Genomic DNA, 23,930 nt, shown 5'->3' with positions numbered 1-23,930 from the left:
CCGTTTCGCAGGATCAATGCAGAAGGGCCGGGCATTTCTGCCCGGCCCTTCGATTTTTTTGAAATGCCTTCAGAAGATCCCGCTCAATCGGAGAAGATGTCCTTCTTGTGGGTGTTCCCAGGCACCAGCAGCGCGCCGATGACCACGGTCGCACCGGCGATGATGATCGGATACCAGAGGCCGCCATAGACGTTGCCTGACTGCGCCGAAATGGCGAAGGCGGTTGCCGGCATCAGGCCGCCGAACCAGCCATTGCCGATATGGTATGGCAGCGACAGGCCGGAATAGCGGATGCGGGTCGGGAAGAGTTCGACCAGCATGGCTGCAATCGGTCCGTAGACCATCGTTACCAGGATGATCAGATAGGTGAGGATCAGGACGACTGCGATCTTCTGACCGGTGAAGATGTCGAAGAAGTTCTGCGCCCGGGCAACCGTGGTGTTGGCTTCTGCCGACAACGGATAACCAACGCTGGTAAGTGCGGTTGTAACAGCCTTGTTAAAGCCGGCAGGTGCAGTCTTCAGGGCATCGCCGGTAAGCGTTGCGCTGTCATAGGAGGGAATGACGGTTTCGCCGATCTTGATCTGCGCCACCGTGGCTGCCGGATCTTCGACCGTCGAATAGTTCACCGAGCTGCGTGCGAGCGTCGCCTTGGCGATATCGCAGGACGAAGTGAACTTGGCCGTTCCCGTCGGGTTGAACTGGAACGAGCAGTCATTCGGCGCTGCGGTGACGACGACCTGGCTCTGCTGTGCCGCATGCAGCGCAGGATTTGCCATTTCGGTCAGCAGCGGGAAGACGAACTTGTAGGTGAGGGCTGCAATCAGGCAACCGGCCAGAATGATCGGCTTGCGGCCGATACGGTCCGACAGGGCACCGAAGACCAGGAAGCCGCCAGTGCCGAGGATGAGCGACCATGCCACCAGGACGTTGGCAGTGAAACTATCGACCTTGATGACATTCTGCAGGAAGAACAGCGCATAGAACTGCCCGGAATACCAGACCACGGCCTGGCCTGCCACGAGGCCGAACAGGGCGATCAGCGCGATCTTTCCGTTCTTCCAGGTGCCGAAAGCTTCCCGCAGAGGTGCCTTGGAGGCCGCACCCTCTTCCTTCATCTTCTTGAAGGCAGGGGATTCGTTCATCTGCATGCGGATGTAGAGCGAGATGAGCAGCAGGAAGATCGAGCCGAGGAACGGAACACGCCAGCCCCAGAGATCAAACGCCTTGATCATCTTTGCCGTTCCGTCCGGGTTCATCACCGCAGCGCCGGCCGCATCGAGAACCGGTGTCGCGCCCCAGTTGGCATTGACATAACCCTGCACCGCAAGGATCACCACCAGCGAGAGCAACAGCCCAAGCGTTGCTGTCGTCTGAATAAAGGCGGTAAAATAACCGCGCTGATTGGAAGGCGCATGTTCGGCCACATAGACCGCAGCGCCGCCATATTCACCGCCAAGGGCAAGCCCCTGCAGCATGCGCAGCGCAATCAGGATGATCGGCGCGGCCGCCCCCCAGCTTGAGTAGCCAGGCAGAAGGCCGACGAGGAAGGTGGACAGACCCATGATCAGGATCGTCATCAGGAAGGTGTATTTGCGCCCGACGATATCGCCGAGTGCGCCGAAGACCAGTGCGCCGAACGGGCGTACGATAAAGCCCGCGGCAAAGGCCAGAAGGGCAAAGACGTTTCGCGTCGCTTCCGGGAACGACGTGAAGAACTGCGCGCCGATGATCGCCGCAAGTGAGCCGTAAAGATAAAAGTCGTACCACTCGAAGATCGTCCCCGCTGAGGAGGCCATGATGACCTTCCTCTCGTCAGCGGTCATGGGACGCGAACGATCCCTGACGTTCATATCCGTCGCTGCCATGTAATGCCTCCTCCAGTTTCCGGCCTCCCGGCCGGCCAAATTCGCTGATCCCATTGATCCGCACACGCCACATCCGTGCCGCATGCGCCGCGATCCGGTCCTCTCACCGGCCGCGGTTCACGGCCCGCTTGCGCGGTCCGCCCCCTCATGACGCGGAGCCGACTTTCGCCGGATCCGTATTGCGTGTCCTGCCATCTACATCGCTCCGGCAGCACACGATGGAATGATATTTAGCATAGCGCGCATATACGGATCAGAACGACTTTGGTCTAAGACCGGGGTAGTGCCGGCGAAACTGCATAGAGCTTTTGCTGCGCATTGCGGGCACGGCTTCGGCCTCAGATTGCCGGCATCCTCCGCACCGGCGACACTTGCCATGATGACGGCGGTGCAAGCGTTGGCCGAAGGGTCTGCCCCATGCGCTTCAATAGCCGCGTCTCTCTGCTGTTTCCGGTGGACAGGTGACGGGAGCGCTCGTTCTCCACCGCCGTCCGGCCTATACGAGACTGCGTGTCTCATCTTGGCCTTGTCCTCACTTGGCGATATGACAGTTCCGGATGCCGGGCAAAAATCGGCAAAAATGACGGGAACGGGTTTGATGGATACCAGACGATATTACGCAAACATGGGCGGCCTGCCGGGACAGACGGAGCTTCTCTCCAGCAAAGCGGTGTTTACCACGGCCTATGCCGTCATTCCTCGCACCGTGATGACGGATATCGTCACCAGCTTGTTGCCGCACTGGACCGACAGCCGTGCCTGGATCATCGCGCGGCCAATGACCGGTTTTTCGGAGACGTTTGCACAGTATATCGTGGAAATGGCGCCCGGCGGCGGAAGCGCGCAACCGGAGCCGAATTCTAAGGCGCAGGCGGCCATCTTCGTTGTCGAGGGACAAATGACCATCACGCTGGACGGAAAGCCGAATGCCTTGCGCGCCGGCTCCTTCGCCTATCTACCGGCTGGAGCAAAGTGGACGGTGGAAAACACATCGGCAGCACCGGCCAAGTTTCATTGGGTGCGCAAGGTATTCCAGGCTGTCGAGGGCCTCGCGCCGCCGCCGGCCATCTTCTCCCACGAAAGCGATCACGAGATCGCCCACATGCCCGACACCAACGGCGCCTGGGGCACGACGCGCTTCATTGATCCCTCCGACATTCGCTACGACATGCATCTCAACATCGTCACGTTTGAGCCGGGTGGCACCATTCCCTTCATGGAAACCCATGTGATGGAACACGGTCTCTATGTGTTGGAAGGCAAGGCCGTTTACCGCCTCAACGCCGATTGGGTGGAAGTCGAAGCTGGCGATTTCATGTGGTTGCGCGCGTTTTGCCCGCAGGCCTGTTATGCCAGCGGCCCCAGCCGCTTCCGTTACCTTCTGTACAAGGACGTCAATCGCCACGTGGATCTCTGGTAAGGGTGATTGGCGCTGAAGCGCCATGGCCGCTGAGTTGGTTTTGAAAGCAAGGGCCGGACGAATGCCAGTTGTCCGGCTTGTTGCTCGGTTCCGTCTGGTGGGTGTTGCGACAGGTCTGAAGCCATGATCGTGCGGCAGCGATCAGGTCGTGGCCAACGAGCCAGCTCTGGGTTTCTGGACAGTCACCCGGGACGAAGCGTCACTCGGGAGCAAAGACCTTCTCTGCTCCTGAGATCTTCAAAAGCATTTCCAGGCGTTCGGGTGGAAGAAGTGGCAATTGCGATTTGAGCACGTCAGCAAGCGGCGGGGGCAGATCCGAGAGCTGTTCAAACGCAGTGCGCGTTGGGGCATAATTGAGGAGGGTGCGGATATCAGCCTCGACATGGTCGTGCGCCAGATCCAGTACGGCACCGGATACGCGCTTCCACTGTGTCATGCGTGCGGTGAGCGAGGCTATTTCCGAAGGCGCGTAGCTTTGCGAGTATCCGAGCAGCATTGCCTGCTCGGTTGCAGGACGCCCTAGAAACCATCGGGCAAAGGCCAGGCGTGCCCACAGAAAACCGTTTGTGGGCTGGCATTGCAGGCCCTTGACGGAGACTTCATCGATCCGCCTCAGCTTTTCGAGCCAAGCCTCGCGATTTTCGCGCGGGGTAATCCTGTCTGCCTGCCAAGTTAGAAGGTCGACAAGAGCAGTAATGCCATCGTGATCGCACGAGGCAACAATGGCATCGGCCCTGCTTAAAGCGTCATCGACAGCGGGGGCCGACAATGGTTCCCCCGCATAGGCAAGCTTTCTCAACTGCATGAGATCACGAAATTCCGCAGCGATCGGCAGAAAACGGATCTGCGAGAAATTGACCGCTATCAGAACCGCCAGCAAAACGGCGGAAATGACAGTCTCACGTTTCATGATCAACATAATAGGAACTGTAACGCGAGCTGTAGTAGTCCGATGATCCGTATTCGCGATAGAGCTTCAGCTTCTGGACGTCCACCTTGTTGAGAACGACGCCGAGCGTTCGTTCGGCAATCTGGCGTTCCGAAGCCAGTGTCTGCTGGACGACCTTACGCGACACGACACCCCATTCGACAACCATGATAAAGCCGTCTATCCGCGCCGCAATGGAACGTGCGTCCACCACGGGCGCGAGCGGAGGAAGGTCAAGCACGACATAATCATACTCCGCAGACACCCTACTCAGCAGCTGGTGCATCTGGGGAGATGCCAGCAGTTCCGATGAATGGGTAATCCGACGCTTGACCACGACAGGCAAAACATCCAGTCCCGAGGCTGCATCATGCAGCAGGACGGACGTATAGGGCAAACCTTCCGTCAGTACCTGGATCAGACCGGCCTGTGCATGCTGGCCGATTGCACGTGTGGTGCCGGGATTGCGCAGGTCCGTATCGATCAACAGGGTTCTGCCGCTTTTTGCAAGTACCTGAGCCAGATTAAGAGCGATGGTGGATTTGCCTTCACCCGGGAGAGTGGAGACCAGGCCCACGATTTTGCTCGCCTTGGCGATGTTAAGATCAATGGCAATCTTGCAACTGCGCAGGGTCTCAGAAAAGGATGAGAGCGGATAATTCATCGCAAAGTTCGACACGCTGTTGCGGAAATGAACCTCCCGGTCAACGGGCGCAGTCACCGACGTGTCTGTTTTCTTGACGATTGCCGGCGTGGCTCCAAGATATTCCACCCCGAGAATATCTCTGATCTGATCCCCTGTGCGGAAAAAGCGGTCACGAAATTCGCGGAATGCTCCAATGCCGGCGCCGATCATCAAGCCGAAGAGAACTGAAATCGCGACGACCAATGGCTTGCGCGGGCTGCTGGGAGCAGCTGGTCCGACTGCTTTCGAAATGATACGTGCCTCGGTCACCGGGAAGGATTGCTGCTGAACAGCCTCCTGATACCGTTGCAGGAAGGTCTGGTAAAGGTTCTTATAGGCTTCCGAAGAGCGTTCCAATTCGCGCAACTGGACCTGCGTTTCGCTTGCGGTGACGCTGACACTTGTTGCCTTCACGACCCCTTCTGTGATGTTGCGTTCGCGAGAGCGCGCAACTTCCAGTTCGCTCTGATAGCTTTCCGCAATACGCTTCAGTTCATCAAACATCAATCGATTATATTCGGACATTTCCTGGCGCAGACGAACCGCCTGAACGTGGTCCGGGCCCAGTCTCCTTGTAATCTCCGACTCGAGTTTGGAGGCTTCAAGATACTTCTGGCGAAGTGTGTTGATTACGGAACTGTCCAGTGCGTCCGTCACGATGGCGTCCGTCTGTCCACTGGCGAGGATTTCCTGGATGCGGTCATAACGGGCTTGCGCACGAGCCGTGTCGGCGCGGGCAACAATCAAGGCACTGTTCAGTTCAGTCAGTTGCTGGTCCGACACGAGGCCATTGCCAGCCGTTACCAGACCATTGGCGGCCCTGAATTTCTGAACGGCAAGATCTGATGCCAGCGATTGCTGCCGCAACTCTTCTATTCTGTCCTGAAGCCACTCACCGGCACGTCTAGTCGCTTCGTATTTTGCATCGAGCTTGTCGTTGATGTATGATTCCGCAACTGCGTTTGCGATAGTCGCAGCCAAGCTCGGTGATGGTGACGTAACCGCGATTTCCAGAACGTAGGCGCGACCGACGCGCTGAATGGCAAGGTTATCCTGAAGGCGCGACAGAGCCGACCGCCGCTTTGCTTCGAGAGGATCAATAAATTCCTCGCTCGACTTCGAAGAAAGTCCTATGGAGGCAATTAGTGCCTTTATGCTGGATGCCACTGTTCCCACCAGCGAGCCGCCGGAAGACATGAATTGCGCATTATCCTGAAGCTTCAGGCGATCAACCGTCGCCAAACCGATGGTGTCGGATTTCAATAGCTCGACCTGGCTCAGCACCGATGCCTCGTCGTCGAGCACGCCACCGATCGTGGATAATTGCTGCACAACCTCGCTGTTGCCGCGGTCGATGAGAACGCTTGTCGAGGCCGTGTAGAGCGGGACGGCAGTCAGCAAATACACGACACCCACAGCCAACATGAGAACGACAGCTGCGGCAACAACAACCCACTGCCGCCGAGCAATCGCCAGCAGTTGGTCGATGTTTATTTCATTGGCAACCGAATCACCCTGACCGGCATCTTGGTTGGTGACGAAAACAGGGTGCTGGTTCACCGGGCAATCCTAATCATGAAGAAAGTTGATGTATTATCCGTTGGTGGTCGGGCTTACGGAGGTCCCGCCACCACCATTGTTGCCACCATTGTTGTTGCTGCCCGACGAGCTTCCTCCGCCTGCACCGGAAAACGTACCGGATCCGCTGCTTGTCGTTGTCGTGGTCGACGCCGTCTGTCCGCCGCCGCCCGTCTGCCCCCCGGCCGCATCACCACCGAGTGTGCCAGTGAGACCACCTGCGGCCGCAGTGTCCGCTCCCGCAATGGCGCCAGGAGCCGGGGCCGCTGTTGGAGTTTCAGCCGTCTGCGTCTCGGTAGCCGCATTGACCTGCGCAGCAGCCGATGCCAACTGCGTGCTGGAGGCAACGGCAACCTGAATCTGGGCTACGGCGGCCTGATTTTGATTGGCGGCCAATACTGCGGTCGCCAAATTTGTGCCCGTTACCAACGCTGCTGCTTGCGCTGGGCTTGCGGTAAGCGCCGCCGCCTGAAGTGCAGTCAGGGTTTCGGTTAATTTTGCCTCTGCCGTCGCTGCAAGCAAGAGGGATGCAACGAGCGCTGCGAGTTCCTCCTCCGGCAGGGTCAGAATGCTCTGCGGATTGGCCAGGAACGCCGCCAGCTGTTCGGCAGAAGCCGGCGCTACCGGAGCCTGTTGTGGCGCCGGCGCCTGTTGCTGAGCCGGCGCCGGCTGCTGTGCTGGAGTCTGTGCAGTTGCATTTCCAGCAATCAACATCGCCAGGCCGGAAACGATGATCTGAGATTTCTTCAATATAGTGCCCATGAGAGCGATCCTCTTCGAACGTATCCGGATACTGAAGAATACATCCATCAGCAGCCTGGTTGACTATAAAACTTCAATTGCCTCTGGCTAGAGCCAATTGGTTTTTGCGTTAATTGCGAATGTTGTCACGCGTATCGACGATATTGGACACTGAAGACGTAGCAGAGTTCAAAATTGTCAGGAACTTGGTCAACTCGACAGCGTCAGACGTGGACACGTATAGCACATCTTTATTCTGCATGGGAAATTTCTGCACTGCGAAGAAACCTGAGGGATCTCTGAGGTTTGCCCGGAAGATCACCGGAACTTCTTCGGATTTGAAGCGGGCCGTATCAACACCAAGTTTAGTCAGAAAACTCTTGTTGACGGTGCGATACAGAAGAACGGATTGCGGTTCTGCCTTGTCATCCAGCAATCCGCCTGCCTTGGCAAGCCCATCACCCAGCATCAGGTTTGAATCTTCGAAATCAAAGCTTCCACTCTGGCCGGTAACACCAAATGCGAGAAATGTCCTTTTCTCGCGCCGTACGAGAATAGTGTCGCCGGGCTGAACATAGATGTTTTCGGCGGAATTACGCGCCAGTGTATTATAGGCAACTTCGGCCTGCCTGCCACGGCGCTGAAGCGAGATGGACGTCTCAGCGGCTGGGGCGCTGAGGCCGCCGGCTTCCGAGATGACATCCAGCACACGCTCGCCCGCAGGACTGAGCGTGATCTTCTTCGGCGAATTCACGTCGCCGAGGACAGAAGCCTCCATCGAGCGGCTTTCGCTTACGGAGATTACGACCTGTGGCTCAATGGCGCGATTGGCCAATCGGCTGGCAATTTCGATCTGCACGTCATGGACAGGCTTTCCGGCGGCACGAACGGTGCCAGCGTATGGAACTGTCAAGTTTCCCTGGCGATCGACGGTCTGGCTTGGCAGGGTGATGTAATTGCCGGGCCTTGCTCCGGCATCGGCCGGAATGAACAAGCCGCCAGCCTGGGCTTCAAAAACAGACACCTGCACGACGTCACCAACGCCAAGCACAATATCCGGGACGCCGTCGCGAGACGCCCCAAAGCCTCCGCGAAGACTACCTTCAGCGGCGGTTGAGATGTGATCGAGAACCGCCTTGTTGATATCCACGAGAGCATAATCAATGCCGACCTTCTGGTCGCCAGTGCCCACCGTTACCGAAGCGTTGGTGCCAACCACACGCTGGTCCGGCCCTGACCGGGGCAACGACGTGCAGCTTGCAAGCAAACCCGCCATTGCAATCGATAAAATACGATTTACCATCATCCCCATTATTTCCCACCGCGTCATTGAGAGGTTGTTTATACTAAATATCGGATATTCCAGTCGCGCCAGAAGTTTTTATTGCGGCGCACTATTTTACAGGTAACTTGAATAGGCATGTAGCAAATAAACAACAAAATTTGGTTAATTTTTCATTTTAACCGTCGTTCTGCGACCATAGCTCACGGCGATCGAAAGTCCTATAAACAAAACCCACCATACTGAAAAGCCCGGTATCTGCATCGAAAAATCCGTGGCTGAGTGTATCAAGACAAGAATAGTCGCGGATGCTGCCCCGACAACTATAAGCCGCTTGCTGCGGCGGCGGTTGATTCCAGTCCAGAATGAAAAGGTTATCGTCGCCAAGAAAAATACCGCCAGCAACACAAACGGCAGCCCTAAGGCCAGGATTCCGTCCAGATAGAAATTGTGGGCCATCGGCCAGTAACCGGCAAGACCGCAGGCGGCATCCCGGTAGGCCGGAAAGACAGCCGGAAATGCGCCGCTGCCGATGCCAACGAGGGCATGGTCCCGGATCGCGGACAGTATGCCCGGCATGACGCAAAGGCGCCCGTCTTCCAGCCCCTGCACTTGCGCTCTCAACAGAACTCGGCCGGCGAAAAAGCCGATGACCAGAACCGATAAGGCGGCAAGAGCCGCCGCTTGAAGGACGCGCCGCCAGGAGGCTGGTGCGCGAACCGTCGGGAGGGTGCCACCGGAAGGCATCTGGAATCGAAAGAAGGCGCTGGCACCGATCTGGCATATGAGAGCCAGAGCGGTTGCCAGGACACCCCCGCGTGATTGTGTCAGCACGAGAGCCGAAAGCGTGATGAGTCCGAGTAGAAGCCACAGGGCTGCATTGATTGGCGTCCACCCGTCGCGTCGATAAAAGACGTCGCTACCGGGTATCAGCCGGACCTTTATGCCCCTGAAACGGGAAATCATCGCGACAAGCGTGACGCCGTAGAAGGTGGCGGCCGTATTGCGGTTGACGAAGGGAGCGGTAAGAGAGCCCAGGTAGTACTGCTTTTCGGCAAGCATCAATGACTTGGGAAATGCAACGAATTGGATAAGTGAGAAGGCCGCCATCAAGCCGCCCGCCGCACAAAAAACCGTTATGGCACGGTCGATTTCCCCCTCCTGCCGAAAAAGCAGCAGGACACACAACAACGCCATAGCTGGCAGGCTGATCGGGCCGAGGGCCCAAAGTGTGTCGGCTGGCGCAGGCGATATGGAGTGCGATGCCGCAATTCCCGCCTCCTGGAGAACTCGCCATGCGGCATTGCCTGGGATCCCTGCGGGCAGCGGCATCGACTGCATTATGGTCCAGACCACCACCGATGCCCAGATCGATAGAACGATCAGAAAAAACGTACGGGTGGGGGCGGCAATGCCAAGAGTGAAATAGGCAATCACGAGACAAAGCGACATCAGCAGGGTGCTGATGGTCAAGGCTTCCGGATAAACACCTCCATGCGACAGATAAACCGTGCAGAGCGACGATAGAAACAAACCGATGGAAAGGTTTCGCAGCCAACGGGCCACGATGCTGTAATCGGTGCTCTCGGCCGAGGGCGTCGCACGTTTCTTTGGAAGATTCTGCTGCATCGCCAATGCTCTCTTCAACCTGCCACTGGCCTGCCTGTGCAGAATATAAGTGAACGCGATATTTCTGCTAGCATAAATAACACTGCATCAAAATACTAAATGCTGCTTTTCAGCCACTTTTCAGCCTAAATCCCGCGAGGCGGGCTCAAGCGGTACAGCACCATAAAATGCGTCACGTCTAAAATTTGAACTTTCCACTTAAGCGCCCATCATTTTTCCCCGCTTAGAACGGTGGCACGAGGTGCAGACGCAGGTTTGCATCTCTTTGCAACGAGGTCTGGCGATGAAGAAGCTTATGCTGGCAGCCTTTGCTGCCGTTATCTTTGCGGGAAACGTGTCTCCCTCTTGGGCAGTCGGCCCCGCCGGATTGGCCGCTCCTGCGCCCAAAGGATCCCTGCGCATTCCAGCGACAAAGCCAACGCTTGCTCCCTATGCATTTGTCAGCTTCTGCGTCGCGCATGGTGAAGAATGTCGGGACGACAATCGCGCCGATACTTTGGTGCTGACGCCCTTGCTGCTCCGCGAGCTGAGGCGGGTCAACTTCCAGGTCAACCGGGACATCAAGCCAGAAAATGACGTTGCTGGACACGACGAGTGGAGCATCAATGTCCAAAGAGGTGACTGTGAGGATTACGTGCTCACCAAACGCAGCAGGCTGGTAAAGCTCGGATGGCCAGCGAACAAGCTGCGCGTTGCCGTGACCGTGACACCCAATAACAATGGTCATGCGGTTCTGGTTGTCAGCACCGATAGCGGTGATCTTGTGCTCGATAACCGCAGCAACGATATTCGCAACTGGCGCGACACAGACCTCCGCTGGCTGAAAATCCAGTCGGATACAAATCCCCTGTTCTGGAATGACCTTACCAATAACGGTTGAGCGGCATAGAGGGCAATGCCGCTTTGGCCGTGCCTCCGGTGTTACAGCGCGAATTCGATCAGGATCCGGCTCAGGACTGTCAGAAAAGTGCCTGTCCTTCGCATCGAACGACAGGCACGCTTGATCTGATAGATATAGTCGGGTTTTTTGCAGATGATGAAGGTTTGACTTGACCATCGATCAATGCTGATACACCTGAAGAACACCTGTGGTGTTTCCGATTGAATGTCTGTTTGATATGTCCGATGGCAGCAGCCAAGAAGCTTCGGTTCTTCCGCCGCGGCCGCCCAAGCGCCGCGGCCTCGCCATCTGGTTGAGCCTGGTGATTGGCGTCACGCTTGCTGTCGTTCTCCTTGCCAATGATGGGCGAAATCTCAAAATTGTGATGCATCGTCTCGGGATCGATTACTCGACAAGAACAGCCGATGCGCCGAAGCGGGATCTGCCCAAAACGGGAGTGAGGTCAGCAAGATTATGGCCATTTCGCCCGCCGGCTGGATTGGTGCATGACATGATCGTGCCGTTTCAATTGCCGGATCAGCGATGCCTTGACCTTGCTGTTACGGCTCAGGAACCGCCGCAGTTTACCACGGAAAATGATGGCATATGGCAATGTGTCATGTTCTGGAAAGCGTCTGAGGAGCCGGAAGCCCCGTCGATATTCCTCCAGATCCGTGGCGATGCACACGGAGATATCGTTGCGTGGCGCGCCAAGTTCAGCAAGTCAGGGTCGGACGGCACCGAAATTGCCAGCGAGGGCTTGCAGATGTTGAGGAAGGCGCTGCAATCCCTTGCGCTGAGTGAGGAAATTTTCGCCGCTCTCGACACGAAAATAAGAGACTGGCAGCCATTCTATTATTACATGGGGACCCAGAGACTAAGCTTTCGTCCCGAATTCAGCGATCCCAGCCGCTTTAATCTGCTGGCGCAGCGCGGCGGGCTTCGGGCCTATGCGCCGCCGCCACTTTCGGCCCTCCGGTTTCGAGCAGGTGGTAATGTCGAGAAACCCGGCGTGCTCTCGTCAAAGTCCGGGCGGCTCGGGCAAGGGCTATGATATGCAGCAGGCGATGAAAATGACATGTTTGCGGTGGAGCAAATGGTTGCCGTTGGCTTGCTTCTCTGGTTTCAATCGCTTCTGAAGCGCCAAGTTGGGAGATGGCTGCATAAGAACTGCCAAAGTTGATCGCTGTTCTGCTAAAACAGGTGGCGATGGACGTCGAGGAAAAGTCTGACTTGGGATTGGATAGCAGGTGACGTTTGAATTTCGTTCGTAAAATGGTGGATTGGCTGAATGCGCGTGGAGACGTTGCAAGGCCTATCAGTTCTCGTTCGCGGATCGATCTCGGTCACAGATCTCCAGGCTACGCGGTCTATGCTATCGGAGATGTCCACGGTTGCCTGAAGGAACTACAAGATGCAGAGGCGCGGATCGCCGCCGATATGGCTGCAAGCAACCTGCCGGGCCTTGTCGTTTTGCTGGGGGATTATGTCGACCGTGGGCCGGACTCGTCTGCGGTTCTCGCCCATCTGGCAAAACCGAGCGCGCGTGGCCTGCGCCGGCTGGCCCTGTGCGGCAATCATGACGAGATGTTCCTGAAGTTCATCGAGGACCCTCGGTCCGTGCCGACATGGCTGGAGTTCGGCGGGCGCGAAACATTGATGTCCTATGGCATCGATATCGAACTTATCCAGAAGCGCGACAGGATCGACATGGTGGCACTGAAGCGGCTTCTGGATGAATCCGTTCCGGCCTTTCATATCGATTTCCTGCGCAACATGCCCACCACGCTTCGGCTTGGGGACCATCTGTTCGTTCACGCGGGGATAAGGCCCGGTCTTGCCCTTGAGGAGCAGAGTGATGAGGATCTTCTGTGGATCCGCGAACCGTTTATCTCACGCGGGCCGGAGCAGCCGCTGATCGTCGTTCACGGTCACACGCCGGTCATGGAGCCGGAATTCGGCATTAGCCGTATCGGCATCGACACCTGTGCCTATGCAACGGGCCGGCTGTCGGTTCTAAAGCTGTTTCAGGGCGAAACGAGCCTGATCGAATAATCAATTGCTTGGGTCGCCAGGGCGCTCCTTTGCGCCCTGGCGGTGATCGTGGTTTTAGCCGGTGCAGCGCCGTGTTTGAAAGACCACGGCGCTGCGACCAGATCAATCGGCCTTGCCGACGCCGTGGTAGGTGAAGCCGTGTGCTTCCACTTCGGGCGCGCGGTAGACATTGCGCAAGTCGACGAAAACAGGTGTGTCCATGGTCGATTTCAGTCGCGCCAGATCCAGCGCACGGAACTCGTTCCATTCCGTCACCAGCACCAGGGCAGACGCACCTTCGGCTGCCTGGTAAGGGCCGGAGGCAAAGTCGATATTGAGCAACTGGCGAGCGTTCTCAATACCTTCCGGATCATAACCGGAGACGATAGCGCCGGAATCCTGCAATGTCTGGGCAATGGCAATGGCGGGGCTGTCGCGCATGTCATCCGTGTTCGGCTTGAACGTCAGGCCGAGCAGCGCAATCTTCTTGCCGCGGACGTCGCCGCCGAGAGCATTGATCACGCGGCGTCCCATGGCACGCTTGCGATTGTCGTTGATGGCAATCGTCGTTTCGATCAGACGAACGGGGCTGTCATGGTCCTGCGCGGTCTTCACCAAAGCCAGCGTGTCCTTGGGGAAGCAGGAACCGCCGTAACCCGGCCCCGCATGCAGGAATTTTGCACCGATACGCCCATCAAGGCCGATGCCGCGCGACACGTCCTGCACATCCGCGCCAACCTTTTCGCAAAGATCGGCCACTTCGTTGATGAAGGTGATCTTCATGGCAAGGAACGCGTTTGCCGCATATTTGATCAGTTCGGACGTGCGACGGCCGGTAAAGACCAGCGGCGACTGATTGAGGTAAAGCGGCCGGTAGACTTCCGTCATCACGCTGCGGGCTCGCTCGTCGGACAGGCCGATGACGATGCGGTCTGGACGCTTGAAGTCATCGATGGCGGCACCTTCCCGCAGGAATTCCGGGTTGGAGACGACGGCAAAATCAGCGGTAGGGTTGGTCTCGCGAATGATCCGCTCGACCTCGTCGCCCGTGCCCACAGGCACGGTTGACTTGGTGACTACGACGGTGAAGCCCTTGATCGACTGGGCAATTTCCGCGGCCGCCGCATAGACGTAGCTCAGATCGGCATGACCGTCGCCGCGTCTCGAAGGGGTGCCCACAGCGATGAACACCACATCCGCCGCTTCGACCGCCGGGCCGAGATCCGTCGTAAACGACAGGCGACCAGAGGAGGCGTTGTTGCCCACCAGCAGATCGAGGCCCGGCTCATAGATCGGCATCACGCCCTTGTTCAGCGCGGTGATCTTTTCCTCGGCCTTGTCGACGCAGACGACCTCGTGGCCGAAATCGGCAAAACACGCGCCCGATACCAGGCCGACATAGCCTGAACCAACCATGACTATTCGCATATACTATTCCTCATCAAGACGGATTTCCCGGAATTGTCTCGGTCGTCTCGCAACGCCGGCAATGATAATTCAGGGTCGATTGAAAGTGCTTGTGATGCAATCCTCGTGAGCCTGCGGAGGCTTAGGCCTTGTCGCGTCCGAATTCGTCCTCGATGCGCACGATATCATCCTCGCCGAGATAAGATCCACTCTGTACTTCCACCATTTCCAGCAGGATCTTGCCGGGGTTGTGAAGCCGATGCAACTCGCCTTGCGGAATGTAAACAGACTCGTTCTCGCGCAGGAGTTTCACTTCGCTGCCGACAGTGACTTCGGCGACACCCTTGACGCAGACCCAGTGTTCGGCGCGGTGATGGTGGCGCTGCAGCGACAGCTTCTTGCCCGGCAGGACGAATAACCGCTTGACCTGAAAGCGTTCGCCGTTGAGCAGCGACGTATAGCCACCCCAGGGGCGATAGGAGGTCGGATGCGTTTCCGTCAATGCGGATGTCGTGGCAGCCGATGCCAGTTGCTTCACCAGCTTGCCGACCTCCTGGCTATCCTCCAGCCTGCCAATATAGACCGCATCTTCACTGGCAATAACGGCAACATCCTTCAGGCCCTGTACGGCAAGATGGCTGGAGCGCGAAATGATCAACGAATTTTCGGTGTTGATCACAGTTGCATTGCCCAGCACGACATTGCCGCCGGCATCCTTTTCGCCGAGTTTCCACACGGCATCCCAGCTTCCCAGGTCCGACCATGCGAACTTCGAGGGAACGACAGCTGCGTTCGCGGTCTTCTCCATGACGGCATAATCGATGGAAATATCCGGGCTTGCCGAAAAACTCTTGGGGTCGAGGCGGATGAAATCCAGGTCGCGATGGGCGTTTTCGACAGCGGCAAGGGCAGCTTCGGCAACCTTGGGGGCAAATTGCTGGAGTTCGCCAAGCAGGAGATCAACCCGGCACATGAAGATACCGGAATTCCAGTAGAATCCGCCCGCGGCAAGCATTTCCTCGGCGCGTTCAAGCGCCGGCTTCTCGACAAAACGCTTGACGGCACGAGCGCCCGTTTCCAGGCTTTCGCCTGCTTCGATATAGCCATATCCGGTTGCAGGCTCCGTCGGTGTGATGCCGAACGTCACGACCTTGCCCGAAAGTGCTGTCCGGTGGGCAAGCCGGATGGCATCCAGATAGTCCGCGCCTGCGTCGATTTCGTGATCGGACGCGAGAAGCTGCAGGACGGCCTCCGAGCCGAACCGCTCGCCGAGGAAAGCGCAAGCCGCAGCGATAGCCGGCGCGGTGTTGCGCGCCACCGGCTCCAGAAGGATGCCCGACAGTTCCAGTCCCGCTTCACGGGCCTGCTCCGCCACCAGAAAACGAAAGTCCTGGTTGGTGATGACAACAGGGGCTTCATAGATGTCGCGGTCTGCCACCCGCTCCAGCGTCAACTGGAAAAGCGTCTTGTCGCCGGTCACCTTGATGAATTGCTTGGGCGCACTTGAGCGCGACAGGGGCCACAACCGCGTTCCCTTTCCGCCAGCCATGATGACGGGAATGATTTTCTGGCTCATGTCGATCTCCGGCAATGATATGTCGATCTGACCTGGCCGCACGGCCAGACCTGGAGCGGCAGCAGAATTGGCTTATTGCCTCGGCCGCCGCAAGTCCTGAGCGGCGACACCGTAAACATATTCCATGCCGAGCAGCTCCGCTGTGTCGTCAAGAATTGCGGCCAAAGAGCAATTATGACCGCACTGCTGGGCAATCCTGTTGGTGCGTGATGAAAGATGTTGCGCCACAATGCAAGGGCTCTCTGGCGAGAGGCCTCGTCAGAAACCCTGTCCGCCGGACAACTCGGAACGGATGGTGCCGATAATGATTTTCAGGTCGAGCCATATGGAAAAGTTTTCGACATAATAGAGGTCGCAGGCAATCCGGGCACGTGCCTTGGAGGGACGGTCGGTCGGTCCGCGTAGGCCGCGCATCTGCGCAAGACCAGTAATGCCGGGTTTCAGAAGGTGACGGCGATGGTATTGCCGTACGAGTTCCTCGTAAGGCACGCCTGCCGCCAGCATGCCGATGGCATGGCAACGAGGGCCGACCAGAGACATTTCGCCCTTCAGCACGTTCAGCAATTGCGGAAGCTCGTCAATATTGGTGCGGCGAATGATGCGGCCCATGCGGGTGATGCGCGGATCGTCCTTCACCGTCTGGTTTACGCCGCTCGGATCGCAGCGGTCCGTATACATGGAGCGGAACTTGTAAACCCGGATCGGCTTGCAACCCTGACCCCAGCGCGTCTGCTTGAAAAGAACTGGACCCTTGCTTTCCAGGCGGATGATCAGCGCTACCAGAAGCAGCAATGGCGCCAGCACGATGAGCGCAGCCAGAGAAGCTGCAATATCAAGGCACCTCTTCAGGGACAGATGAAGGGCCTTGCTGACCGCAGACCTGTTTTCAAACCGGCCTTGTTCAGACACATCACCTGGATAAGACCAAAGCGAAGCCACGTGGTCAAAAGCCACAAGAGGTTCTTCCTTGTGCATATCAGTCGCCGCCACTGAAACCACCCCACTCAATATTGAAAAGCAAATAAACAGCTGAATTCAATACTTCATATTCCGGATCATAATCAGTGTCACCTATTTATTTAATGGATCGTAAAACATATTCCAAAGCAAATCGAGATGTGTGGCGAATCCGGTACAGGGATTTTCAGAAGAGATTTGGTTGAAGGAATTATGTAAGCATAATATACGCGTTGGAAAATCCATGACAGATTCAAGTCGCTGGACCGGCTCTGGGTGTCAGCCTCCGGCGTGCTTGATGGGGCGCGTCTGTCAGCCTTTCAGGCCTTCGGCACTGCTGCCGTGATAGCTGGATAAGTCTGCTCGCAGGCCGTTGCATCCCTCGATGCGTCTTTGCGGCCCTCTTTTTGCCATGCGGTGGGATCAATCGTGGAACACATGCGTTTAAGCGTCATGTGTCGTCGGGTGGCAAAGCTGCCCGAAGGCCAAGAACAAGATGATTGGAGTACAGGGATGAATAAGAGTGTTGCTGCGGCTTTGGCTGCCGTTACCGTATTGCAGGGTGCAGGTGCTGCGCTGGCGGCTGATGCCGTGCGTTATCAGGATCGTGTGCCGGAATATTCCGAAGGTCAGCGCGGCGGTGTGCGGATCGGTTATCTCGATTGCGCCATCGAAGGCGGCGTCGGTTACGTCATCGGGTCTGCCAAGGCTGCGACCTGCGCCTTTACCTCGACAATGGGCGGTGAACCTGTCGAGCAGTATACTGGCACGATCCGCAAGATGGGTGTCGATCTCGGCTTCACCACCAAGAGCCGCCTGATCTGGGCTGTTTTTGCGCCGACTGCCGGTTATCATCCGGGTTCGCTTGCCGGCCTTTACCAGGGCATTACGGCGGAAGCGACCGTGGTGGCAGGCGTTGGTGCCAATATCCTCGTTGGCGGCACCTCGGGCTCGATCCATCTTCAGACGGTCAGCGTGACCGGACAGCTCGGCCTCAATGTCGCGGCAACCGGCACGTCGGTTACGCTGACGCCCGCGTCCTGATCGGCGCCTGAACTATACATCGATATAATGACGACGGCAGGCGTATCATTTGCCTGCCGTTTTTCTTGCTCAGTTTTCCGCGGGGCGCCGTGATCCGAGGGGGGCGGGTGGTGTCAGCTGCGGCTTTCGCGCTTACACCAGTTTGCGGCCGGCTCGATGCCGCCGAGCGGGAAGACATGGATGCGCTCGATCAGACTTCCAGGATTTTCGCGCTTGTATCGTTCCAGTGCTGCCACCAGTTCGGTCGGTTCATAGGGAACGAGCAGGCGGGTCACGTCCATCGCTCGCTTCTGCAGGACTTTCAGCGAGGGGCCGACGCCGCAGGAGATGGCATATTTGATCAGGGTCTGGATTTTTGCCGGCCCGGCAATGCCCACATGGATCGGCAGCGTCACGCCAAGCGCTGCAATGCGTTCCGCCCAAGCCGTCACGCCAGCCGCATCGAACGCAAATTGCGTGGTGATGGCCATGCGGGCATCGGTACGGTTGGCGTAATCCTGCTTGGTTACGAGCGACCGGTCTATGACGGTGGTGGAGCCGTCGCGGTCGATGTCGCGGTTGCCTTCCGGGTGGCCGGCCATGTGCAGGTCGGTAAAACCCATGGCGTCGAACAGGCCGGTCTCGATCAGGTGGAGCGAGCTTTCAAAACTACCGCGCGGGCTTGAATTGCCGCCTGCCAGAAGCAGCGCCTGGCGCACATCGGCCTCGCTGCGATAGCGGTTGAGCAGATCCTCAAGGGCGGCCCGGTTTTCGATGGAGCGTGCCGGGATATGCGGCATCACGGGAAAACCCTCGCGTTGAAGCCGTTTTGCGGTCGCGACCATGTCCTCCACCGACGTGCCCTCGATATGGGCGATGTAGACGCGGGTACGCTCCGGCAGAAGCGTCCTGAAATCGGCGATTTTTGCCGCCGTGCGCGGCATGACCTCGATTGACCATTGATCGAGGAGGCGCGGCGAACGGACAGCACTTTCCTCCGTGGTCCGGTCCTGCTGGTTGATGCGCATATCCATCCTCATCCTCCCTAACTCCCGGAGACAAATGTATACATGAAATTACGGGGTCGTAAATCAAGATTCAGTTTCGGCCGATAAAATCCGGCGTTTCGGCGTTTTTGAACGTCAGGAAAGACGATTTCCGCGGCTGCATGGAAATCCATGTATTCATAACTTGCGGTCCTTGCCGGCTTCTGGCAGTCTTGGCGTTGAAAGGCAGGGTGCCGTGGCACCTTCCTTGCAATCGCGCCCGCGTTTTCTAACGTGAGGGTGCGGTGCATGCATAGTGTCTTGGGAGGGACGGTTATGAATGCAGTTTTTGGACAGGCGCTGTTTTTGCGCGCGGTGTCGCGACAGGTCGGGGGAGGGCGCCGGTCATGAGCGAACCCTGTTTTGATGTCGCGCATCTCGGTCATGTCGAGCTTTATACCGACCGTTTCGAGGAAAGCCTCGCTTTTTTCACGCGGGTTTATGGCCTGACGGCGACATTTTCCGATGAGGACACCGCCTATCTGAGGGCATTCGACGATTACGAGTTTCACACGCTGAAGCTCACCCGCCACCACACGACGGGCATCGGCCATGTCGCCTACCGCACCAGTTCGCAGGCGGCACTGGAGCGGCGGGTTGCGGTTATCGAGGCCATGGGCTGCGGCATCGGATGGGTGGACGGTGACGAGGGCCATGGCCGCGCCTACCGGTTCCGTGATCCCGATGATCACATCTTTGAACTGTACTGGGAGACGCGCGTCTATGAGGCGCCGCCTGCCGAAAAGCCGGCGCTGAAGAACATTGCCCAGCGTTATCATGGGCGCGGTGCTTCGCCGCGCCGGCTCGATCACCTAAACCTTCTGGCAAAGGACGTCAGCAAGATCCGCGATTTCATGGTGGAAGCACTTGGCAGCCGGGTGACGGAACAGATCCTGCTCGACAATGGCCGGCTCGGCGGCTGCTGGTTCACTGTCAACAACAAGACCTATGACATCGCCTATTCGGAGGATCACACCGGCGCCACCGGCCGATTCCATCATGTCACCTATGCGGTGGATCAGCGCGAGGATATCTTGCGCGCCGCCGACATCTTTCTCGAAAACGGCGTGCATATCGAAACGGGCCCACACAAACACGCCATCCAGGGCACGTTCTTTCTTTATGTCTGGGAGCCCGCCGGCAACCGGGTGGAGCTTGCCAATGCCGGGGCGCGCCTCATTCTGCGGCCGGACTGGCCGACCGTGACGTGGACGGAGACCGAACGTAAGAAGGGCCAGGCCTGGGGCCTGAAAACCATCGAGACCTTTCACACCCACGGCACCCCGCCGGTTAGTCCTCAGCCAGCAGCAAAGGCGTGATGCCATGGCGCACAGCGCCATGCGCAGGCTGTTTGACGGGCTGAATTTTGCATGATGAGCGGTGGCATCCGCCGTTCCGGAGGAAAATTGATGAGCGATTACATCCTGACGCTGCGGTGTGACAATCGCAGCGGCATCGTGGCAGCCGTTGCGGCAAAACTTGCCGCGCATGGTGGTGATATCACCGAGGCGCAACAGTTTGATGATCCCGAAACCGGCATGTTCTTCATGCGCGTGGCCTTTCGCATGGAAGCCTCCCCTGATGCGGTGCGCGTAGCCCTTCAGGCCGAAATTGCCGGTTTCGGGCTCGATATCACGCTGCGTCCGGCCGGTGAGAAGCGCAAGGTGCTGCTGATGGTCTCGAAATTCGACCATTGCCTGGGGGATCTTCTGTATCGCACGCGGATCGGCGAACTGGCGCTCGATCCGGTCGCCATTGTCGGCAACCATCCGCGCGAGGCGCTGAACCTCACGCTGCTCGGCACTATTCCTTATCACCACCTGCCGGTGACAAAGGAGAACAAGGCGCAGCAGGAGGCTGCCATCCGCCGTCTGGTGGAAGAGACCGGCGCCGAACTGGTGGTTCTCGCGCGCTACATGCAGATCCTCTCGGATGAGTTTTCCGGTTTCCTGTCCGGCCGCTGCATCAATATCCACCACAGTTTCCTACCGGGCTTCAAGGGCGCAAAACCCTATCATCAGGCGCATACGCGCGGCGTCAAGATGATCGGCGCCACCGCCCATTATGTCACCGGTGATCTCGATGAAGGGCCGATCATCTGCCAGGATGTGGAACCGGTCAGCCATGCCGATACGCCTGACGACCTGGTGCGAAAGGGCCGCGATATCGAGCGGCGCGTGCTGGCCCGGGCCGTCTCCTTCCATATGGAGGATCGCGTGCTGATCAACAAGCACAAGACGGTGGTGTTTGCGAAATAGGCTGCAGCGTCTGCATCCCTGTATACAGGCCATGCTGTGCAGCAGGGCCCCACGGCCTCAGCCGTTGATTGTCATTCCTTTTTTGCACGTGATATGGATACAGGAATGCAGGCGTGGCCTGTGAATGGGGCAGGGGCTGATCGTTGATGAAGCAGGTGGAAGCGGCAACACATGGCAGGCGCGCGGTGATCGAACTTCGCGAGCGGATCCTCAGCGGCGAGATCGCTGGTGGAACGCGCCTGTTCGAGGTGCCGCTTGCCGAGCTTCTGGAAATTTCCCGCACGCCGGTGCGCGAGGCACTGTCAAGGCTGGCCGAGGAAGGTCTGCTGGATCGCCTGCCGAGCGGCGGTTTTATCGTGCGCCGTTTCGGGCTGGCCGATGTGGTCGATTCCATCGAGGTGCGTGGTGTGATGGAAGGCATGGCAGCGCGGCTTGCGGCCGAACGCGGCGTGGAACCGGCCCTGCTTGCCGACATCAAGCAGACGCTGGCCCAGCTGGACGGCTGTTTCGGCGACATGCCGGATGACGTGAATTTCGACGTATACGCCGATCTCAACGCCATCTTTCACCGGCAGATGGCCGGCCTCGCCGGTAGCGACGTCATTCGCCGCGAGGTGGAGCGGGCAAGTGCACTACCCTTTGCCTCGCCCTCTGCCTTTCTGCCGGATCGTTCCAATATCGCAACCTTCCGTCGTTCGCTGCGCACCGCGCAGGAACAGCACCGGGCGCTGATCCGCGCCGTGGAGCAGCGCGAGGGCAGCCGCGCCGAGGCCATCGCGCGCGAACATGCCCGCACGGCCCGCAACAATCTTGAATACATTTTGCATGAAGAGCCGCAGCTGTTCGACAAGGTGAAAGTGCTGGCGCTGGTGCAGAGCTAGGCCATTTTCCCCGCCGCCATGAATTCGGCGCTGATCCGGATTTTGAGCCGCTTGACGGCAGTCCAGGCCGTTTTTTGATGAAATACCCTGCCAGCGGCTTCAATGCACGGTCAGGCGCTGCCATTCGGCGCGTTTGAAACGATGCCTCCGCATAAAACCAAATCTTCCCGCACGGCGATTTTTAGGCTTGCAAAATTTCCTCACCCGTCGTTCTGTGTATACATAGATATCATCACCATGGGAGGAGACCCGGATATGGCATCGAGTTTGAGCAGCGTTCTTAAAGGTTCACGCAATGCGGTGGAGCTTTTGCGCAATTCCCGCACGGGCATGTATGTATACCCGGTTGTGACGCCGGAGTTTACCAACTGGCGCAGCGAACAGGCCGCCTGGCGCAATTCCGCCGTGCTGTTTGACCAGTCGCACCATATGGACGAGTTGATCGTCGAAGGGCCGGAGGCGGAAAAATTCCTCAGCCATCACGGCATCAACGCGTTTTCGAATTTCGGCCTCAACCGTGCCAAGCATTTCGTGCCGGTCACGCCGAACGGCCATGTCATCGGCGACCACATCATCTTTCGCGAGCGCGAGGACAAGTTCATCCTCGTCGGGCGTGCGCCGACCTCCAACTGGCTGATGTTCTGCGCCGCTTATGGGCAGTGGAACGTGCGCATCAAGCACGATCCGCGCTCGCCGTCGCGCCCCGAGGGCGAGCGCGTCCTGCGCACCCATTACCGCTACCAGATCCAGGGGCCGGACGCGCCGAAGATCTTTGAAAAGATGAATGGCGGGCCGATTCCCGACATCAAGTTCTTCCATGTCGACTGGATCAATGTCGGCTCCAAGAAGGTGCAGGCGCTGCGCCACGGCATGTCCGGCGCGCCGGGGTTGGAAATCTGGGGGCCTTACGAGGACAAGAGCTACATCCTCTCCTGCATCCTCGAAGCGGCCAAGGATGCCGGCGTCGATCTCGTGCGCTGCGGCAGCCGCGCCTATTCCACCAACACGCTGGAATCGGGATGGATCCCGTCACCGCTGCCGGGCATCTATACCGGCGACGGCATGCTCGCCGCCTATCGCGACTGGCTCGGCGCCGACAGCTATGAGGCCATGGGCTCGATCGGCGGCAGCTTCGTCTCCGATAATATCGAGGACTATTACGTCAACCCGTTCGAGCTGGGTTACGACTTCTACATCGGCTGGAAAAAGGACGACTTCATCGGCAAGGCGGCGCTCGAAAAGATGAAGGGCGCCAACAACCGCAAGAAGGTCACCTTCGAGTGGAACGCCGAAGACGTGGTTGAGGTCATCGCGTCGGCCTTCCGTCCGGGTGAAGACCACTACAAGTGGATCGATTTCCCGCAGCCGAACTATGCCTCCTCCAGCGCCGATCTCATCCTGCGCGACGGCAAGAAGGTGGGCATGTCGATGTTCAACGGTTATTCCTACAACGAGCGCAGCATGCTCTCGCTCGGCATTGTCGATGCCGATGTGAAGGAAGGCGAAATCCTGACGCTGGTCTGGGGCGAACCCGATGGCGGCACCGCAAAAACCTCCGCTGAACCGCACAAGCAGGCCCATATCCGTGTGCGCGTTTCCCCCACCCCTTACGCCGCCCAGGCCCGCGAAAGCTACGCCGACAGCTGGCGCACCAAGCGCGCCGGCTAAGCGATCATCAAACGCCCCATCAACGAACGGCGCCCAAGGGGCGCCGTTTTTGTGTGGGGTTGCGGGCAG

Annotated in this window: 19 protein-coding genes; 9 read left to right on the top strand and 10 right to left on the bottom strand. The window is 58.1% G+C overall.

Annotated features, from left to right (window positions below):
* Positions 1 to 83: 83 nt before the first annotated feature.
* Positions 84 to 1,826 carry an MFS transporter gene (locus tag AC4CWH_RS13200; protein WP_491285424.1) on the bottom strand — a complete coding sequence of 581 codons (1,743 nt, stop codon included), beginning with the start codon at positions 1,824 to 1,826 and terminating at the stop codon, positions 84 to 86.
* Positions 1,827 to 2,466: 640 nt separating this feature from the next.
* Between AC4CWH_RS13200 and AC4CWH_RS13195 the strand changes: the two genes are divergently transcribed.
* Positions 2,467 to 3,288 carry a bifunctional allantoicase/(S)-ureidoglycine aminohydrolase gene (locus tag AC4CWH_RS13195; RefSeq protein WP_491319105.1) on the top strand — a complete coding sequence of 274 codons (822 nt, stop codon included), beginning with the start codon at positions 2,467 to 2,469 and terminating at the stop codon, positions 3,286 to 3,288.
* A gap of 199 nt (positions 3,289 to 3,487) precedes the next feature.
* Here the strand turns inward: AC4CWH_RS13195 and AC4CWH_RS13190 are convergent, their stop codons facing one another.
* The 5 genes from AC4CWH_RS13190 to AC4CWH_RS13170 all read right to left on the bottom strand — a co-directional run bounded on the left by AC4CWH_RS13190 (position 3,488) and on the right by AC4CWH_RS13170 (position 10,131).
* Positions 3,488 to 4,198: a hypothetical protein gene (locus tag AC4CWH_RS13190; protein WP_491319104.1), complete on the bottom strand. Its 711-nt coding sequence runs from the start codon at positions 4,196 to 4,198 to the stop codon at positions 3,488 to 3,490.
* Entirely contained in the window at positions 4,188 to 6,461 is a 2,274-nt protein-coding gene (locus AC4CWH_RS13185) for a polysaccharide biosynthesis tyrosine autokinase (protein ID WP_491319103.1), read from the bottom strand. The genes AC4CWH_RS13190 and AC4CWH_RS13185 overlap by 11 nt, the downstream gene beginning before the upstream one ends.
* 33 nt (positions 6,462 to 6,494) lie before the next feature.
* Positions 6,495 to 7,289, bottom strand: a complete 795-nt coding sequence (locus AC4CWH_RS13180) for a hypothetical protein (RefSeq protein WP_491319102.1) — start codon at positions 7,287 to 7,289, stop codon at positions 6,495 to 6,497.
* Positions 7,290 to 7,350: 61 nt separating this feature from the next.
* Positions 7,351 to 8,526: a polysaccharide biosynthesis/export family protein gene (locus AC4CWH_RS13175; protein WP_491282512.1), complete on the bottom strand. Its 1,176-nt coding sequence runs from the start codon at positions 8,524 to 8,526 to the stop codon at positions 7,351 to 7,353.
* 141 nt (positions 8,527 to 8,667) lie between these two features.
* Positions 8,668 to 10,131, bottom strand: coding sequence for an O-antigen ligase family protein (locus tag AC4CWH_RS13170; protein WP_491319101.1), 1,464 nt, complete (start codon positions 10,129 to 10,131; stop codon positions 8,668 to 8,670).
* Between the two features lie 283 nt (positions 10,132 to 10,414).
* Between AC4CWH_RS13170 and AC4CWH_RS13165 the strand changes: the two genes are divergently transcribed.
* From AC4CWH_RS13165 to AC4CWH_RS13155, 3 genes are all read left to right on the top strand, one after another.
* On the top strand, positions 10,415 to 11,011 hold the full coding sequence (locus tag AC4CWH_RS13165; protein WP_491319100.1) for a transglutaminase-like cysteine peptidase: 597 nt from the start codon (positions 10,415 to 10,417) through the stop codon (positions 11,009 to 11,011).
* A 211-nt stretch (positions 11,012 to 11,222) separates the two neighbouring features.
* Complete coding sequence (locus tag AC4CWH_RS13160; RefSeq protein ID WP_491319099.1) at positions 11,223 to 12,065, top strand: DUF6030 family protein; 843 nt, start codon at positions 11,223 to 11,225, stop codon at positions 12,063 to 12,065.
* Between the two features lie 221 nt (positions 12,066 to 12,286).
* A complete protein-coding gene (locus AC4CWH_RS13155) occupies positions 12,287 to 13,066 on the top strand; it encodes a metallophosphoesterase family protein (protein ID WP_491321430.1) in 780 nt (259 codons plus the stop codon).
* Between the two features lie 102 nt (positions 13,067 to 13,168).
* Here AC4CWH_RS13155 and AC4CWH_RS13150 read toward each other — a convergent pair whose 3' ends face one another.
* The 3 genes from AC4CWH_RS13150 to AC4CWH_RS13140 form a co-directional block, all read right to left on the bottom strand.
* The gene (locus tag AC4CWH_RS13150; RefSeq protein WP_491282508.1) at positions 13,169 to 14,473 is read right to left on the bottom strand and encodes a UDP-glucose dehydrogenase family protein; all 1,305 of its coding nucleotides are present in this window, start codon (positions 14,471 to 14,473) and stop codon (positions 13,169 to 13,171) included.
* A 121-nt stretch (positions 14,474 to 14,594) separates the two neighbouring features.
* Positions 14,595 to 16,028, bottom strand: coding sequence for a mannose-1-phosphate guanylyltransferase/mannose-6-phosphate isomerase (locus AC4CWH_RS13145; RefSeq protein WP_491319098.1), 1,434 nt, complete (start codon positions 16,026 to 16,028; stop codon positions 14,595 to 14,597).
* A gap of 258 nt (positions 16,029 to 16,286) precedes the next feature.
* Complete coding sequence (locus AC4CWH_RS13140; RefSeq protein ID WP_491319097.1) at positions 16,287 to 16,937, bottom strand: sugar transferase; 651 nt, start codon at positions 16,935 to 16,937, stop codon at positions 16,287 to 16,289.
* Between the two features lie 561 nt (positions 16,938 to 17,498).
* Between AC4CWH_RS13140 and AC4CWH_RS13135 the strand changes: the two genes are divergently transcribed.
* Positions 17,499 to 18,029, top strand: a complete 531-nt coding sequence (locus tag AC4CWH_RS13135; protein ID WP_491282505.1) for a DUF992 domain-containing protein — start codon at positions 17,499 to 17,501, stop codon at positions 18,027 to 18,029.
* 113 nt (positions 18,030 to 18,142) lie between these two features.
* On the opposite strand, the gene AC4CWH_RS13130 is transcribed toward AC4CWH_RS13135, so the two are convergent.
* Positions 18,143 to 19,042 carry a methylenetetrahydrofolate reductase gene (locus AC4CWH_RS13130; protein ID WP_491319096.1) on the bottom strand — a complete coding sequence of 300 codons (900 nt, stop codon included), beginning with the start codon at positions 19,040 to 19,042 and terminating at the stop codon, positions 18,143 to 18,145.
* Between the two features lie 359 nt (positions 19,043 to 19,401).
* Here AC4CWH_RS13130 and AC4CWH_RS13125 point away from each other — a divergent pair, with 359 nt between their 5' ends.
* The 4 genes from AC4CWH_RS13125 to ligM all read left to right on the top strand — a co-directional run bounded on the left by AC4CWH_RS13125 (position 19,402) and on the right by ligM (position 23,861).
* Positions 19,402 to 20,373 (top strand): VOC family protein, encoded by a 972-nt coding sequence (locus AC4CWH_RS13125; protein ID WP_491319095.1) that lies wholly within the window; start codon positions 19,402 to 19,404, stop codon positions 20,371 to 20,373.
* A 90-nt stretch (positions 20,374 to 20,463) separates the two neighbouring features.
* Positions 20,464 to 21,312, top strand: a complete 849-nt coding sequence (gene purU / locus AC4CWH_RS13120) for a formyltetrahydrofolate deformylase (protein ID WP_491319094.1) — start codon at positions 20,464 to 20,466, stop codon at positions 21,310 to 21,312.
* 146 nt (positions 21,313 to 21,458) lie between these two features.
* Complete coding sequence (locus AC4CWH_RS13115) at positions 21,459 to 22,193, top strand: GntR family transcriptional regulator (RefSeq protein ID WP_491282501.1); 735 nt, start codon at positions 21,459 to 21,461, stop codon at positions 22,191 to 22,193.
* Between the two features lie 255 nt (positions 22,194 to 22,448).
* Positions 22,449 to 23,861, top strand: a complete 1,413-nt coding sequence (gene ligM, locus AC4CWH_RS13110) for a vanillate/3-O-methylgallate O-demethylase (protein WP_491319093.1) — start codon at positions 22,449 to 22,451, stop codon at positions 23,859 to 23,861.
* Positions 23,862 to 23,930: the final 69 nt, after the last annotated feature.

The organism is Neorhizobium sp. PAMB6716, from assembly GCF_058242805.1.
This window is presented reverse-complemented; position numbering and strand designations above follow the sequence as displayed.